This is a genomic window from Clostridium sp. MB05 (genome assembly GCF_046581255.1).
Classification (GTDB): domain Bacteria; phylum Bacillota; class Clostridia; order Clostridiales; family Clostridiaceae; genus Clostridium.
In genome coordinates this window covers 2,524,411-2,540,887 of sequence record NZ_CP174370.1, presented here as the reverse complement: position 1 = coordinate 2,540,887, position 16,477 = coordinate 2,524,411, and the positions used below count along the sequence as shown (strand labels likewise).

The 16,477-nt window shown below is 28.7% G+C and carries 20 protein-coding genes; 19 read left to right on the top strand and 1 reads right to left on the bottom strand.

What is annotated here, in order from left to right; translation table 11 throughout:
• The first annotated feature begins 69 nt into the window (after positions 1-69).
• The 3 genes from ACH36K_RS11845 (at position 70) to ACH36K_RS11835 (ending at position 2,641) form a co-directional block, all read left to right on the top strand.
• Positions 70-1,506: an ABC transporter permease gene (locus ACH36K_RS11845; protein WP_411167831.1), complete on the top strand. Its 1,437-nt coding sequence runs from the start codon at positions 70-72 to the stop codon at positions 1,504-1,506.
• Between the two features lie 12 nt (positions 1,507-1,518).
• Positions 1,519-2,190, top strand: a complete 672-nt coding sequence (locus ACH36K_RS11840; protein ID WP_411167830.1) for an ABC transporter ATP-binding protein — start codon at positions 1,519-1,521, stop codon at positions 2,188-2,190.
• 238 nt (positions 2,191-2,428) lie between these two features.
• A complete protein-coding gene (locus ACH36K_RS11835) occupies positions 2,429-2,641 on the top strand; it encodes a hypothetical protein (RefSeq protein WP_411167829.1) in 213 nt (70 codons plus the stop codon).
• Between the two features lie 205 nt (positions 2,642-2,846).
• On the opposite strand, the gene ACH36K_RS11830 is transcribed toward ACH36K_RS11835, so the two are convergent.
• Positions 2,847-3,797, bottom strand: coding sequence for a 5'-nucleotidase, lipoprotein e(P4) family (locus tag ACH36K_RS11830; RefSeq protein WP_411167828.1), 951 nt, complete (start codon positions 3,795-3,797; stop codon positions 2,847-2,849).
• A gap of 425 nt (positions 3,798-4,222) precedes the next feature.
• Between ACH36K_RS11830 and ACH36K_RS11825 the strand changes: the two genes are divergently transcribed.
• The 16 genes from ACH36K_RS11825 (at position 4,223) to ACH36K_RS11750 (ending at position 16,475) form a co-directional block, all read left to right on the top strand.
• Entirely contained in the window at positions 4,223-4,531 is a 309-nt protein-coding gene (locus ACH36K_RS11825) for a DUF2089 family protein (RefSeq protein WP_411167827.1), read from the top strand.
• Positions 4,524-4,817, top strand: coding sequence for a hypothetical protein (locus ACH36K_RS11820; protein WP_411167826.1), 294 nt, complete (start codon positions 4,524-4,526; stop codon positions 4,815-4,817). The genes ACH36K_RS11825 and ACH36K_RS11820 overlap by 8 nt, the downstream gene beginning before the upstream one ends.
• Before the next feature lie 191 nt (positions 4,818-5,008).
• The gene (locus tag ACH36K_RS11815) at positions 5,009-6,199 is read left to right on the top strand and encodes a serine hydrolase domain-containing protein (RefSeq protein ID WP_411167825.1); all 1,191 of its coding nucleotides are present in this window, start codon (positions 5,009-5,011) and stop codon (positions 6,197-6,199) included.
• A gap of 64 nt (positions 6,200-6,263) precedes the next feature.
• On the top strand, positions 6,264-7,085 hold the full coding sequence (locus ACH36K_RS11810) for a hypothetical protein (protein ID WP_411167824.1): 822 nt from the start codon (positions 6,264-6,266) through the stop codon (positions 7,083-7,085).
• Positions 7,086-7,542: 457 nt separating this feature from the next.
• Positions 7,543-8,121: a DUF6434 domain-containing protein gene (locus ACH36K_RS11805; RefSeq protein WP_411167823.1), complete on the top strand. Its 579-nt coding sequence runs from the start codon at positions 7,543-7,545 to the stop codon at positions 8,119-8,121.
• A gap of 58 nt (positions 8,122-8,179) precedes the next feature.
• Positions 8,180-8,743, top strand: a complete 564-nt coding sequence (locus ACH36K_RS11800) for a GNAT family N-acetyltransferase (RefSeq protein ID WP_411167822.1) — start codon at positions 8,180-8,182, stop codon at positions 8,741-8,743.
• 33 nt (positions 8,744-8,776) lie between these two features.
• Positions 8,777-9,325, top strand: coding sequence for a lysozyme inhibitor LprI family protein (locus ACH36K_RS11795; protein WP_411167821.1), 549 nt, complete (start codon positions 8,777-8,779; stop codon positions 9,323-9,325).
• Positions 9,326-9,446: 121 nt separating this feature from the next.
• Positions 9,447-10,736, top strand: coding sequence for a uracil permease (gene uraA / locus ACH36K_RS11790; RefSeq protein ID WP_411167820.1), 1,290 nt, complete (start codon positions 9,447-9,449; stop codon positions 10,734-10,736).
• Between the two features lie 270 nt (positions 10,737-11,006).
• Positions 11,007-11,345, top strand: coding sequence for a DUF3784 domain-containing protein (locus ACH36K_RS11785; protein ID WP_322459139.1), 339 nt, complete (start codon positions 11,007-11,009; stop codon positions 11,343-11,345).
• A gap of 263 nt (positions 11,346-11,608) precedes the next feature.
• A complete protein-coding gene (locus ACH36K_RS11780) occupies positions 11,609-11,953 on the top strand; it encodes a hypothetical protein (RefSeq protein WP_411167819.1) in 345 nt (114 codons plus the stop codon).
• Between the two features lie 86 nt (positions 11,954-12,039).
• Positions 12,040-12,240 (top strand): hypothetical protein, encoded by a 201-nt coding sequence (locus ACH36K_RS11775; RefSeq protein WP_411167818.1) that lies wholly within the window; start codon positions 12,040-12,042, stop codon positions 12,238-12,240.
• 129 nt (positions 12,241-12,369) lie between these two features.
• Positions 12,370-13,218: a PhzF family phenazine biosynthesis protein gene (locus tag ACH36K_RS11770; RefSeq protein ID WP_411167817.1), complete on the top strand. Its 849-nt coding sequence runs from the start codon at positions 12,370-12,372 to the stop codon at positions 13,216-13,218.
• A 79-nt stretch (positions 13,219-13,297) separates the two neighbouring features.
• Positions 13,298-13,636, top strand: coding sequence for a hypothetical protein (locus ACH36K_RS11765; protein WP_322413123.1), 339 nt, complete (start codon positions 13,298-13,300; stop codon positions 13,634-13,636).
• 184 nt (positions 13,637-13,820) lie between these two features.
• Complete coding sequence (locus tag ACH36K_RS11760; protein WP_411167816.1) at positions 13,821-14,621, top strand: CPBP family intramembrane glutamic endopeptidase; 801 nt, start codon at positions 13,821-13,823, stop codon at positions 14,619-14,621.
• Between the two features lie 269 nt (positions 14,622-14,890).
• Entirely contained in the window at positions 14,891-15,358 is a 468-nt protein-coding gene (locus ACH36K_RS11755; protein ID WP_411167815.1) for a hypothetical protein, read from the top strand.
• A 568-nt stretch (positions 15,359-15,926) separates the two neighbouring features.
• Complete coding sequence (locus ACH36K_RS11750; RefSeq protein WP_411167814.1) at positions 15,927-16,475, top strand: RNA polymerase sigma factor; 549 nt, start codon at positions 15,927-15,929, stop codon at positions 16,473-16,475.
• Positions 16,476-16,477 lie beyond the last annotated feature (2 nt).

The window sequence follows — 16,477 nt, the reverse complement described above, 5'->3', positions numbered from 1 at the left end:
CACAGTAACTACACAATACAAATTTACAATCAATAATGTAATAAAGATTAAAAAGTAGGAGGAAGAACAATGAACTTTATAAAAAGAGCAATATTAAGTGTTACTAAAAGAAAAATGAAAACTATAATATTAATTGTAATTTTATGTGTTATAGCCAATATGGTTCTTGCTGGTTTAGCAATACGATCTGCTACTGCTAAATCAGGCGAATTTGCTAGAAGAAAACTTGGTGGTGCTGTAACTCTTGGAATTGATTATGAAAAGGCAATGGCTAAATCAGGTAATAAAGGCGGTAAGCTGGACATAACTCCATTAACTATTAAGGATGCAGATAAATTAAAGGATTTAGAGCATGTTAAAGCATATAATTACTCATCATCAGGACTGGCTTCAGCAGAAGGTTTTAAACCATTTGTGAAAGAACAAGATGATAATAAGGATGATAAAGATTCCTCACAGGTATCATTTGGTGGGCCTCCAGGTATGGCTCAGCCGGATGTATCATTAGAAGGCAATTTATATTCAGATCTTTCTCCTGACTTTACTGAAGGAAAAAGTAAGCTGATTGAAGGAAGAAACTTAACAGAGAGCGATCAGGGAAAAAATGTAGCAATTATAGAGAAAAAACTAGCAGATGAAAATAAGTTAAAGATTGGTGACAAAATAAATGTAAAAAGCTTAGAAGGAAAAAATACTTTAGAATTAGAAGTGGTAGGAATATATACAGCTGAAAAAATTGAATCAAATCCTATGATGGATGCGATGACATTTTTAAGCCCATATAATAAAATATATGTACCTAATTCAGCTATAGCTGCACTAGATCCATCTACTACAGGATTTAGTAAACCTGATGCTATTCATAATGCTATATATTACATGGATGATCCTATGAACATTGAAAGCTTTAAAAATGATGTAAAAGCTTCAGGTATAAATTTAGAAGATTATAAATTAGATGCAAAGGACTCTTTGTATAAACAGATGATGGGACCTATTGAAAATGTTGGATCATTTTCAAAAACAATGGTTATTATAGTTGCCATTGCAGGTGCAGTAATTCTATCACTTATAATAATTTTATCACTTAAGGATAGAAGGTATGAAATTGGTGTGTTAATGTCTATGGGAGAAAGCAGACTTAAAATTATTAGTCAACTATTAGTAGAAATCATGATTGTTGCTTGTATAGCTTTTAGTATATCAACATTTACCGGAAATGCAGTAGCACAGAAAATAGGGACTAATCTATTACAGAATGAAGTAAATGTCACTGAAAAACAAGAAAATCCGCAACCTTCAAACTCAGGAGTGGTGATGGCTGGACCTGGGGGAACAATGGACGAAAAGGTTGATGCCATAGATACAATTGATGTTGGCGTAAGTTCAAGCGACCTTCAAAAATTATATTTAATAGGATTTCTAATTGTAATTTTAGCAACAACGGTTCCAACAGTATTAATACTTAGATTTAACCCTAAAACAATTCTTTTAAAGAATGAATAAGGAGGTACAGAAATGAGCGCAATATTAGAATTAAAAAATATAAGTTATCACTATCAAGATGCTTCAAAAAAAATATCTATTTTAAATAATGTTGATTTCAGCTTTGAGAAAGGAAAGTTTTATACTATATTAGGTTCCTCTGGGTCAGGTAAAACAACACTTCTCTCCTTAATTAGTGGCTTGGATACACCTAAATCTGGAGAAATACTATATTGTGGTAAAAATATTAATACTTTAGGTTTAAATAACTTTAGAAATAAGAACATAGGCATAGTATTTCAATCCTATAATCTTATACCATATATGACATCTTTACAAAATGTTGTAACAGCAATGGAAATAACTAAAAATAAAATAGAAAACAGAAAACAAAAAGCTTGTGCTTTATTAGAAAAAACGGGATTAACAAGGGAAGAGATTAAAAGGAGTGTATTAAAGATAAGTGGTGGACAACAGCAGAGGGTTGCCATAGCTCGTGCATTAGCCACAGAAGGAGATATACTTTTTGCCGATGAACCTACAGGAAACCTTGACCATGACACGGCTATTGAGATAATAAAACTATTTAAAGCTTTGGCTCATGAAAGCAATAAATGTATTATTGTTGTTACACATTCAAACGACGTAGCAGCTCAATCAGATGTTAAACTTAAACTGAAGGGTGGGAAACTTGTTATAGCTTAAAGATTTTATTAGTTTATTATCAAAAGAAGTTATTATTATTATTCAACAATGCCTTCCAGTTGCTACTATTGAAAATTTTTCTCTTAGGCAAGATATTACATTTAATTATAAAGATCTAGCAATACTGCGGGTTCCATATTTATTAGGTACTCCTTACTAATAAGGATGATAATGATATAGTGGCATAAAGTAAGGGTAAGGTAATAAAGATATTGAAGATAAAGGAAGTGTTTTAGAGATGAAGTGGAATGGTAGGTTATTTTTGTCAGATGAAGAAATACAAGTTTTAGCTATGTTTTTAGCTTATGGAGTAGGACTTGGAGTATTGGTTGGTTTATTCACAGGCAATATACAACTATTCTTTGCCTTAGGAGGAGTTGTATCTATATTGATTTCACTTTTAAAAAGCTTTATTAACAGAATTAAGAAATCAAAGAAGATTCATATATAAATAACATTACGAATAATATATAGTTTATTTTAACATCCATCTATATATTATTAAGAACAAATATTAAAGGTTCAACTTTTAGAAGAAGAAATGCAAGATCTAAAAGCTCATATGTAGATTTTTTAGCTACATATGAGCTTTTAGATCCTTAAATCAAATATTATTACTACAATACTACTTTAGATGAAACTATGATTTAAGTGGTTTAATTTCCAAGTTTATACCATTGTTCATATTTATCAGTGTTTGTATAACTATAATTATTTAAGATTTCTTTAATAGCTTGGACTTTTTCAGCTTCAGTTAAATCTTTTTTATTATTCCATACTGAGTCAACATAGTTTCCGTAAGTTGCATTTGGTAGTACTATCCATTTATCTCCCCAAAGATCTTTATATTTAGGGTCAGAAGCAAGTTCAGTTCTCTTTACTGTACCTAATTCTCTTGAAAAGTCTTCTGTGAAGTCACCAATATTATCTCCTAAATACATAACAACTTCGTAATCCTTAAGAATATTTTCTCTTCTTTCTGTTTTATCTGAAGATCCACTTTCATTACAAACTTGTACATGTTCTTTATCAGCATTAGGGAAACCTAAACGCTGAAGCTGAGCTACTGATAAATCAAGCTGATCATGCTCTCTGTTAGTAATATAAAATGTTTCTACTCCATTATCAGCTGCATAGTTCATAAATTCAACAGCACCTGGGATTGCAACGTTTGAAGTTGAAGCGATTGAATCATAATAACCATTCCAAGGTCCGTTGTCCCATTTTTCATCCTGCATTACAATTCCAGCAATGTAATTACAGTCTGAGGCAAGTGTATCATCAATATCTGAAATTATAGCAATTGGTTTTTTATACGTACCAGCTTCTCTTTCAGCAATTCTTTTATCAAGTTGTACTCTTGCAAGTTTATATGCCTGATATTGTAAACCTTTAACTTCAGCTGATAATTGATAAAGAATACCATTTATATATGATTCTTTTCTCCAGTCATTTGTAACAGAACCTTCATTGATTGTAATTTTTTCAGTGTTATTTGCTTTTTCATCATTTGGTTTTGCATTACAACCTATTCCCAATGCACTAACACACATTATTAATAGAGTTGCAAGTAACAATCTAGACCCTTTTCCATTTTTCTTAAACATAACAATCCTCCATCCTAAATATTTTAAAAATACTATTCATATTTTCTTATAAGTAAAACAAGTAGTAGTTGTAATTAAAAATAAATGATTGGTACATATTTAACAATACTATTATTTCCATAAAATGTCAATATTGCATTATATTGAATAATGTTTTTGGTTAAATTATTTAACTATAATTAATTATGAATTAAATTTCTGAAATATGCGGTGCTAAAGGCTAAATTATGTAAATGTTATATTGAAGAATTTACTTCAGTTTACATGAAGTATTTTTAATTAAATGAACTCTGAAAATCATTGATTTTTAGCTACTTTTCAACTGTCTTAAATTAAATTTTATTAATAAAATTAAAAAATAAATTGATATTGACTTTAATAAAATTAATGTTATACTTAATATTATTAAAGAAGGGAGGCTTGAAATGGATATTGATAAAATTCCTAAATGGGTATTTGCTTTAGAAAAGGAAGATTTGGGGTTTTTAAAAAATTTTGCATTAAAATCAGGTTCTTTAAAGGAGATTGCAAAATTATATGATGTTTCGTACCCAACTGTAAGATTAAGATTAGATAAACTTATTCAAAAGATAGAATTAAATGATAAAAGTGAGGAGGAGCCATTTCAAACATTTATTAAGGGGTTAGCAGTTGAATCAAAGATTGATATTGAAACTGCTAAGTTAATTATAGAGAAATATAATGAGGAGTGTAAGGAGAATAAAAATGAGTGATTCAATGGTGCTTATTATAGCATTAGGAGCTAGTGCAGTTATGTTAATTATGCAACAATTATTAAGTAAACGTGAAAATTGGATATTAGGAGGTATTTTGCCAATAATATCATTACTATTTGCAATAGGAGTATTTAATTTGAGAAAAATAGAACTCAATATAGGAAATGTATTACCTTTTATTGTACTTATAGGCATACAAGTTTCTACATGGGAAGAGGGAAGAAAAAAGATTAAAGAAAAGAAAGAATTAGAATTAAATAAAATGAAGAGCAAAGATTTATAATCAGAAGATGCTAGCGTTAGTTAGTATCTTCTTTTATTTGCATAATGAGGTTATAAAATAGATAAAATATTTTTCCAAGTTAATTTAACGAAATCAAGAAAGTATATCATTGCTACCCGAAATTGTTAACTTTATATTATTAAGAACAAGTGTTAAAATAGTATGGAGAGAAAAAATCTAACGGGGGAATTATGAAGAAGAGATATTTATTATTAGGAACAGCACTTATTTGTAGTTGTATGATAACTTTATCTGCATGTAGCAAAAAATCTGTAGATAACACAAAGAATGTAAGTGCTCAGGAAGATATTAAAGAAAAAGAACAGACTAAAGAAAATGCTGAAGAAAATATTCCAAAAATTGTTGAACCAGGATATGAAAATTTAGAAAAATTTTTAGATGAAGAAGCAGCTAATAATAGATTTCAAGGAGTAGCACTTGTTGCAGAGGGAGATAATATTAAATTTGCTAAGGCATATGGATATGCAGATGCTGATGATAAGAGAGAAAATAAGTTGACAACACGATTTTCTATTGCCTCAAATACAAAACAATTTACGGCAGCAGCAGTAATGCAATTAGTTGAACAAAATAAAATTAATCTTGATGATACAATAGATAAGTATTTTCCAAAGTATAAGTATGGAAATAAGATTACTGTAAAGAATTTATTGCAAATGAGATCAGGAATTCCTGATTATCTCAATGAAATAGATGTATTCATGAAAGATGAAGAGACTTTGAAAATTCTTAAAGATTATGAAAATAGTAGTTATTTTGATAAATATGTTGAAGATAAGAGATGGTCAAAGGATTTGATATTAAAAAATCTATATCTAACAGAGTTATACTTTGAACCAGGTGAAGCCTACGACTACAGCAATACAAATTATTACTTACTTGGATTAATTATTGAAGAAGCCAGTGGGTTGTCTTATGAAGATTATATAAATAAATATATATTTAAGCCTGCTAAAATGACAACTAGTAGTATGGAAATGGAAAATTTAGATGCGAAAGGTCATGGAAGTGATGTGTCAGGAGAAATAGCAGCTAACCCTAAATTTACTTATGCAGCTGGAGATATTCATGCTAATATTTTTGATATGTTCCGTTGGAGTAGAATGTTACATAAAGGTAACATAGTGTCAGAAAAATCTTATAAGGAAATGACAACTCCTGTTGATTGTTATGGGTATGGACTTTTTATACATGATAATATTATAAGACATAGTGGATGTATAGACGGATTTAGTTCAAATACAGAATATAATGTAAGTAAGGACACCACAATAATAGTTTTAGAAAATAACGGTAAAACAACAGGACCATTAGATGCACAATATCATACAAGCCTAATAAATGAAGTTATATCAAAATAATATAAGAAAAGGAGAGTTAGTGAGGATTGGTACTTGCGATACATTCCTTCACTAAAGATAAAATATGATATTAAATATTATAAAATTAAGCTTAATTCTAACATTAAGTATTGCAGGAAGCTTCTTAGTCTTTGGATTCTTAATTGGTTATATTCAAGGAAAAACAAATATTAATTTATTAAAGACCTTTGGGAAAAAGGGAATTATTGCGACAAATTTTATTGGAACTACTGTACATGAGCTTAGTCACTATATAATGTGCATTATATTTCTCCATAAGGTGGACAAGGTTAAGCTGTTTTCATTTAAATTAAATGAAAGTGGTGTTTTAGGTGAAGTACAGCATTCCTATAATAAAAAGAGCATTTATCAAAGAATAGGTAACTTTTTTATAGGGGTAGCTCCAATATTTGTAGGTGCGATAGTTTTAATATTATCTATAAGATTGTTGTTGCCAACTACTTTTATAAGAATTTTAGAAGGTAAGACAATAAGTAATTTCCTAGCTTCTTTAGAATTCACAACATTAGCAGGATATATTAGCTCCATAATAGATGTTTTAAAAAATTGCTTAAAGTATATATTTACTATAGAGAACTTTACAAATGTGAGATTTTGGATATTTATTATAATAGCATTTTCAGTAAGCACTCATATGACATTAAGCAAAGCTGATTTAAAAAATTCAAAGGATGGAATAATAACAATTTTCTTATTATCAATACTTGTTAGCATAATATTAATGCTTTTTTATTCATATAAAAGTTTTATTTTTAGAATGCTTATATTATTTAATAGCTTTTTAATACTGATACTTTCTATAGGGGTGTTTTTTTCTATTTTATCGTTTTTAATTTCAGCTGTATTTGCACAAATTAAAAAGTAGCAATTTCTTTTAAAGATATTTTAAGCGAAAAAATCAATCTTTCTGTTAGAGATGTAAAAGAAGATGTAGCTATTGGAGATATATTAGAATTAATAGATAATATAACAACTAATAAGTTTATAAAAACAGAGTATGGAGAATTAACATAAAAGGTTTCAGCTCAAGTAGTTACTAAAAAATAAATGCGGTAACTACGTAGTAATAAAATAAATTAAAAATAAAGCTATTGTGAACAATAAAAAATGTGGTTTACAATAGCTTTTATTATTTCTGTAAATACCTATGTGAATTAATATGTAATTTGTAGTGTGGGATTCTTTTAAAAGAAAAGGATATTTAGATATAAATGGGAAATTGTGTTATTATGATATTAAGAAAATAATATTTATCAATATTAAATTATACAGTAGTTTATATTTAACTAATAGATAAAATAGGAATTTGTAGGAGAAGATGAATGACTAAAAGACCAATATTAAATAGAGATTTGAATAGTAAAACTTTTCAAGAGTATTACTATCTGAAAGAAGAACTTGTTACATTTTGCAGAAACGAGGGACTATCAACAAGTGGTGGCAAAATTGAATTAACTGATAGAATTTCACATTTTTTAGATACAGGAGAAAAGAGAAAATCAGAATCTAGAAAGAAAACAAAAGTAATTGATGTTCAAACTATAACAGAAGAAAGTAAAATTGAAGATAATTTCGTTTGTTCAGAAAAGCACAGAGCCTTTTTTAAGAAAAGAATTGGAGATTCATTTTCTTTCCCTGTGACATTTCAAAAGTGGTTGAAAGAAAATACAGGAAAGACATATAAAGAGGCAATAGATGCCTATTATCAAATTTTAGAAGAAAAGAAAAAAGTAAGAACAACCATAGATAGACAGTTTGAATACAACACTTATATTAGAGATTTTTTTGCTAATAATGAGGGCAGATCTCTTGAAGATGCAATTAAGTGTTGGAAATATAAAAAAGGATTGAAAGGGCATAATCGGTATGAAAAAACAGATTTAAGTGTATTGACTATATAGTTTGAAACTCCAATATGTAGAGTGGGTTAAAAAATAGGAATTTGAAAGTGAGATTATTATGTGTAATGTCTATTTTAATTGTCCAGAGTTCGAAAATGATAGATATAAGTTAAGATTAGTTTTGGAAGATGATTGTAATGATTTATTGAAAGTTTATTCTGACATAAAGGCAGTGCCCCTATTTAATAGTGATAATTGTGGTGGCGATGATTTTTATTATACTTCTGAAAAAAGAATGAAAGAAGCTATTGATTATTGGAAATTTGAATATAATCGTAAGGGATTTGTAAGATGGTCAATTATTGATAAAGATATAAATGAAGTAATAGGTACAATAGAATTATTTCATAGAGATTCAGAAGATTATTTTAATAATTGTGGTTTACTTCGCTTGGATTTAAGAAGTGATTATGAAGAAGAAGAAATAATAATAAATATTTTAAGCCTAATTATTGATGAAGTATATTCACTATTTGAATGTGACATGGTGGCAACAAAAGCTATTGATATGGCAACTAAAAGGATAACTGCATTAAAGAAACTTGGTTTTTCACTTACAGATAATAAATTGATTGGACATGATGGAAGAGAATATTCATCATATTATTTTTTAGAAAGATAAATTAAATAACAATAAAAATAAGGGCGAAGAATTATGAGTAAATTTATTAAAAGTAAGATTTGTATTTTAGGCACATGTGCATTATTTTTAGTGGGATGTAGTAATGGAGTAAGTGAAAAGGAAGCACAAACTAATAAAGAAGAAAAAGTAGTAACTTCTTCAGAAAAGATAGAAAATGAAAATAGAATTGATTCATCCAAGGATAATACCAACACATATTCAACGAAGCAAATATATTTAGAAAAATTAAATAAGTTAGAAGTTAATTTAGAAACATCATTAAAAGAAAAATATGCTAGTCCTGTAACTCAAGATATGATTGATGCAGCTAATGAAGAATTTAAACAATGGGATGACATGCTAAATGAAGCTTATGCTGAATTAGAGAAACAATTATCAAAAGAAGAAATAGATAAATTAAGAGATGAAGAGCTTAATTGGATTAAGAGTAGAGATGAAAAAAGTGAGTCAGCTGCTGATGCTAACAAAGGTGGAACAATAGCACCTTTAAATAGAGTAACGAGTTTAGCAGCAAGTACAAAGGAAAGATGCTATGAGTTAGTTAATAAATATATGAAGTAAAAATATATAAAGTTTTTTATTTATCAAATGTAAAAAAATATTGTATTTTAATAAAAAAAATGATATATTTGAAAAAACACTTTTAATTTAGTTCTGAGAAACTAAGAAGGGAGACAATAATATGAAAAAAACGTCAGAAAATGAAATTTTAATGGTTGATGTCAATGAAAAAGTTCCAATGGGGAGGGCAATTCCATTAAGTATTCAACATCTATTTGCCATGTTTGGCGCATCTATTTTAGTACCTATCTTGTTTAATATTGATCCAACAACAGTACTATTTTTCAATGGAATTGGTACTTTACTTTATGCCTTTATAACAAAGAAAGGTATACCAGCGTATTTAGGATCAAGTTTTGCTTTTTTAGCTCCAACATTTTTATTACTTAGTGAAGGTTATAGTTTTCAAACTGTACAAGGAGGCTTTGTAGTTTCAGGTCTTGTTTTTTCAATAGTTGCAATTATTGTAGGTTATACAGGTACAGGCTGGATTGATAAATTATTTCCACCAGCTGCAATGGGGGCAATAGTTACTATAATAGGATTAGAGCTTGCTAGTACAGCAGCTGATATGGCAGGTTTCCCAGTTGGAGGATCAAATTCACCAGAACTTAACACAACTTGGGTTATAGTATCAATGATTACTCTTACAACAGTTATATTAAGTAGTGTATTACTTAGGGGATTTTTAAAGGTAATACCTATTTTAATAGGAGTTGTTGTTGGTTATATAACAGCTTGTTTTATGGGACTTGTAGATTTTACTTCTATCAGCAATGCAGGGTTCTTTACAGTACCACAAATAAAAATGGCTAAATTTGATATAACAGCTATATTAACTATACTTCCAGCTACATTCGTAGTAATAGCAGAGCATATCGGACACTTAAAGGTTACTAGTAACATAGTAGGTAAAGATTTATCAAAAAATCCTGGACTTCATAGATCACTTTTAGGAGATGGATTATCAACTATGATTTCAGGTATGTTTGGATCAGTACCAACTACTACATATGGTGAAAATATTGGAGTTATGGCATTAACAAAGGTATATAGTGTATATGTAATATGTGGTGCAGGAATAATTTCAATCATATTAGGGTTTTCAGGTAAGCTTTCAGCTATAATAAGTACAATACCGACTCCAGTAGTAGGTGGTGTTAGCTTATTATTATTTGGAACTATAGCTACATCCGGACTTAGAACTTTTATAGAAGAGAAAGTAGACTTTTCAAAATCAAGAAACTTAATACTTACATCAGTTATTTTTATGGTTGGATTAAGTGGTATAAAATTAAGTATAGGTGTTGTAGAGTTAAAAGGAATGGGACTAGCAGCTGTAGTTGGAATTGCTTTAAACTTAGCATTTATAATATTTGATAAGTTAGGAATTATGAATGAAGAATCCTAAGGATAGTTCATAAGTATTTGGAATAATTAAGTTAAATACAGATAGAGTATTAGAATATCGCATAATTCAGAAATGAATTTGCGATATTTTTTATTTTGCAATATGTAGAAAGCACGATGCAAATATTCTTTAAAATTGAACAGATATTATTGGGAAAATATGTTATAATAATATAAAGTTGTGAGATAGTTGTTTAATAAACCAATATATAAATAGGAATTCGCCTGGCTGTTTCATAGGAAGAAAATTTATACTTTGTGAGGTGATGATATGGAAACATGGCGCATTGTTTCAGGTTGCATTGTAGGATTTATTGCTATTGCTTTAGTGGTTTATGTCTCATTTACAATAAGATGTAGAGGCCCTATTTTTTCAAATTCATATTTATGGCTTTCGAAAGAAGAAAGAAAGAAAGCAGATAAAAAAGCAGAATATAAGCTTGTTACCGTTGTATTTGCCTGCTTAGCTGCAGTCTTTGCTCTTTTGTCGTTACACATATTTACGCTGTGGAAGTTGCCATACATTTTGATGTGGTTTGTAATAGGTTTTGTTATTGTTTATGCGATTGTTGATGCTGTGAAAACTGAGAAGCGTAAGTACAGAAAATGAGCATAATCTCCATTTTAAATTATAGTTTATGTGGAGGTTCTAAATAGCATACTATTAAGTTGAAAATAGATAACATAAAAAATATCGCATAATTCAGAAATGAATTTGCGATATTTTTTATGTTGTAATATGCAGAAAGTACGATGCAAATATTCTTTAAAATTGAACAGATGTTATTGGAAGAATATGTTATAATAGTGTGGAGTTATGATATGGTTATTTAATAAACTAATATATAAATAGGGATTTGAAAGGGGATTGGAATGAAGGTAAACAAATATCTTATTGGTATAATCTGTGGAATTATTGGAGCAATAATAAATATTACATTTTTATTGTTTGCGACAGGTCTTGATACAGAAGTATATTTATCAACTGGGGTAACATGGGTAGTTATTGGTTTGCTAATATCCGCATGTGATTTTAAAATTAATTCATTTTTAAAAGGAATTGTTGTTTCTCTTTTGGTGTCTTTGTCCTCGCTTATATATACATTTTCATCTTCTTTGAGTGGAGCGATATGGACGATAGTTAATACTATAATAGTCGGAGCAATTATTGGATTTGCTTTTGAAAAAATATCAAATATGAGCAAAACAAAGAGATAAATTTGAATTTATCTAAAAAATAACATGAAATTAAATATGGATAATTGTATTATATTTGAGATTAAATATATTTTGGGAGAGAAGTTATGAGTAATAATAAAAATTTAATTAAGTCTTTTATATTATCATTTATTATTGTTTTTGTATTTATTATTTTATTTCAAATGTTAGGATTTCAACAAGAGCAAATGGGTATTGTAGTTGCTACAATAATTGTTTTTACTGTATTACTTTGTACATATGCCATTATTGATGAGATAAGGAAACTTAAAGATACTAACAAGTAATGTGATACTTTTGCGTAGTAAATGATAAAGATGTTCTTTGAAAATTAAATAATGCGGTATTTACACTATATGTTATAATTTTAGGCAAAATAAATGTTAATTATATTTTTTATATAAGGAGGAATTAAAATGGAATATTTTCATGTTGATGTTTTTAGCAATGAGATTTTATCTGGCAATGGATTAACTGTTGTTTTTTGTAATGAGGAATTAGAAGATAATCTTATGTTGAAAATAACACAAGAGTTTAAGCAATTTGAAACAATTTTTGTGAGAAGAATAGATGATAGTATATTTAGTGCAAGAATTTTTACAGTAGATGAAGAATTGGATTTTGCGGGGCATCCTATTTTGGGAGCAGCTGCTACTATTCATAGTCATATTTTTAGAAATGAAGAAGATATAGCAATTACATTTCAATTAAATCAAAAAACAATTATAGTTAATTCAAAAAAGATAGAGGAATATTATGAAGTACAAATGAATCAAGGAAAAGCGGAATTCCTCTGTGAAGTTTCAAAAGAGAAGAGAAATAAATATGTACATGCATTGAACTTGTCAGAAGAGAATTTAAGCGAAGAATTTCCTATGGAAGTTGTATCAACAGGATTACCATACTTATTAGTACCATTAACTTCAGGAATAGAGAATGCAAAAATAATTAGTTCTAAATTTGAAGAAATGTTAAAAGAAGTAGGTGCTAAATTTGCTTATATATTTGATGTGAATTATATAGAAGGACGGACCTGGGATAATCAAGGAAACGTTGAGGATGTTGCTACAGGAAGTGCAGCTGGACCATTAGGTGCATATTTATATAAGCATAATATTTTTAATGTAGGTCATGAGATTATAATAAATCAAGGAAGGTTTGTCGGCAGACCTAGTAAAATTAAGGTTTCTATGAGCATTTCTGAAAAAGAAATATTAGTGTCTGGAGAGGTAGCTATTTTGGCAAAGGGAACTATTTTACTATAATAATAAACGTAAAAATATGTCATAATTTATTTTAGAATTAGATAGATAAATAAAAATTTAATGGAGGGGGAAATGGAAAATGCCTAAAAACGTATTTACTACTAAACAAATAGAAACAATTCAGCTTAATATCATAGCTTTATTGTGCTATATAAAAAGACACGATGAAGGGGCATTACCTAGATGCTTTAAATTTTGTGAAATCATTGTAAAGAATATAGATATTTGTAGGAATAATGGATATTCTGATATTGATGAATTATCAGAATATATTAGACAAGATTGGAATAGCGCTATGGAAATTCATACAGGATTACCAGAATACTATATACCAAATTGCAATTTTGAGATTCAGAAAGCCATAAATGAAGCTATAAAAAGACAAATAATGTTTATAGAGGAGTATTTAAATATCTAGCAAAAAAATTCTGGCTTACCAATTAGGCATTATTTAGGTTAGATAAATAAATTGGAATTTGTAATGGGGATTATTTTCGCGAGCACAACTTTGAATTAGCAGAAATCAAACATTAGGTGATAAAAGTCAAAGCGTTCATCCATTAAAATTTAATGTATACTTCAAAACGTGAGGTGAAGAAATCATGACAGATAAAAAAATCATAGTACAATTTACAATGCTGACATTTTGCATAGCCTATCTTGTGTCAGGTGCTTTGATTGCTCTTGGGCAATTCGGATATTCGGTTTACAATTGGGTTCACTCGTTACAGCAATTCGGGATGAATATTCCTTTTGCAATCTATATTTTGTCACCTGCTATTGCTTCATATATCGTTCTGAAGAAGAATAACAAAATAGCAGATTTTAAGGAATGGTTGAAAACTGTTTTCTACGCCAAAAATAACATATTTCCTTATTTATTCGTCGTTGCAGGACTTGCACTGTATTTTTTGATACATATTGTAGTTTCAGGCCGCACGGAAATGGTACTTCCATTTTATACGTTCTTCCTTTCCCTACCTGGTGGCCTTATTATCGGTGGCTTGGAGGAAGCTGGCTGGATGTACATATTGCAGCCTGAGCTTGACAAAAAATATGGCTTTGTTTTATCTTCTGTTTTCGTTGGAATCATTTGGATTTTTTGGCATATCCCTCTCTTCTTCATTCCAGGAACTAATCACGGAGAGGGACTCATCAACTTTTGGATGTTTGCAGTTCAACTCATGGCGTTTCGGTTTTTCAACGGGGCAATCTACAGAATATCAGGAAAAGGCTGTGTGTTTATGTGCGTATTATTCCATACCATGTTCAATGCGGTATCCCCCATCTTTGGCACTATGACTATGACTTGTGCGGGAACCATTGTCGCAAATGCTGTGATTATTCTTGTTTCAATTGTAACTGTTGTGATATACGACAAAAAGAATAGGCGAATAGTATAAGCATAATCCGTGTTCGCCAAATTTTAGTTTATCAATTATGAATTATTAAGTGAAAAATAGATAACGTATTAAAATACCGCATTATTCAAAAGTGACTATACGGTATTTTTTAGTTCGCAATTCAAATATATTATGAACAATTTGAAATTATTGCGAACTAAATGATCTTTGAAAATTGAATAATACGGCATTTGGTAATATATGTTATAATAAATTCGTAATAGTATTAAAATGTGTAATAGAATATCTATTTTGCGAGGAGATGTGAAATGAATAAAAAGCTATTTTTGAAATTAGGATTATTGTTATTATCTCTGTCACTTGTTGCATGTGGACAGAAAAATAATTCATCAGGAGAAGATAATTCTTCTAAATCAAGTACAAGCCAATTGGTTAGCAGCACTCAAAGTTCGGTAAAAGAAAGTGTAAAAACTACATCTCCCTCTGTTGAAAATGCAGTAGAAAGCAAACAAGAGGATGTACAAAAAAATACACAACAAGACACGAAACCAGATACACAACCAGAAGCAACTGAAAAAAAATACTATGACTTAATAAAAGAAGCTTGGCAGAAGCAAAAGGATTACATTGATTCTATTGATGATCCTAAAGTAAAACAATCAGTACAAACCACGCACTCTGCAGCTATTTTAAAGTCAAATGAATTACTTTTGGCACATCCTGAAGACTCTAAGGCTATAAATGCAAGTCTAAAGAGGGTTCTCGCTGGCGAATAATTTTCAAGCTTTGGTAAGGTAAAGTTGGGTGACTAAATACGTAATGCTTATATATTCCTCTGTTTTTTCATTAGTGATACTATCAATTTTATTATTTAGGGCATCTTTATCACTATTTAAACCTCTATTTTCTTCTTTAAGTTCAGTGATTATACTTTCATATTCAGATAACTTAACTTCATTTAATTTCAATTGTTCCGTAGTATTTTAAATTTATGCGAATTAAATTGAAAAGCCAGTGAAACTTAACTAGTTTTATTGGCTTTTTTATGCATAATTGATACTTTCTATAGAATTGTTTTTCTCTATTTTATCATTTCTGATTTTAGTTGTATTTGAATAAATTAAAAAAATAGGATTTATTTTTATCAAGATAAAGGGAATGATATATTTTTTGTTATGTGTTCTAATGGAAAATTATGTTACAATATTTAATGAAAAATATTATAGCTATTAACCAAGGGATAAGTCCCTTGGTTTTTGTATATTTTTATTTAAAAATTATTAAAAAATTTCATAAATTATGAAACTATTGATGAATTTTAAGTATCTAATATACGTAAAAGGAGTGAGAATTTTGAAATCTTTATGCATAACAGATAAAACATTAGATAACTTTGAACATATAACAATGCTTGCTAAAAAGGGAGAAGAGGAAGCTTTCATATCGTTAATTCAATTAAATTCAACTGCTTATTATAGAGTAGCAAAAGGGATTTTATTTTCTGAGGAGGATATAAAGGATGCAATTCAAAATACAGTTATAATAATTTACAATAAACTACACACTTTAAAGGACATAAAATTATTTAAAACATGGTCAATAAGAATTTTAATTAATCAATGTAATAAGATATATAATGCCAATAAAAAGTTAGTTAATACAGAGAACATTGAAAATATATCTACATATTCAATTAACTCTGAAGATAAAATAGATCTTTATAATGCAGTTTCATCCTTAACTAAAGACTTAAGAATTCCTACTATATTGTTTTACTTTGATGATTTATCTTACAAGGAAATATCAGATATTTTATCTATTCCAGAAGGTACAATCAAGTCAAGAGTTTTTAGAGCAAAAGAAAAGCTATATCAAATTTTAAAGGAGGATTAGCA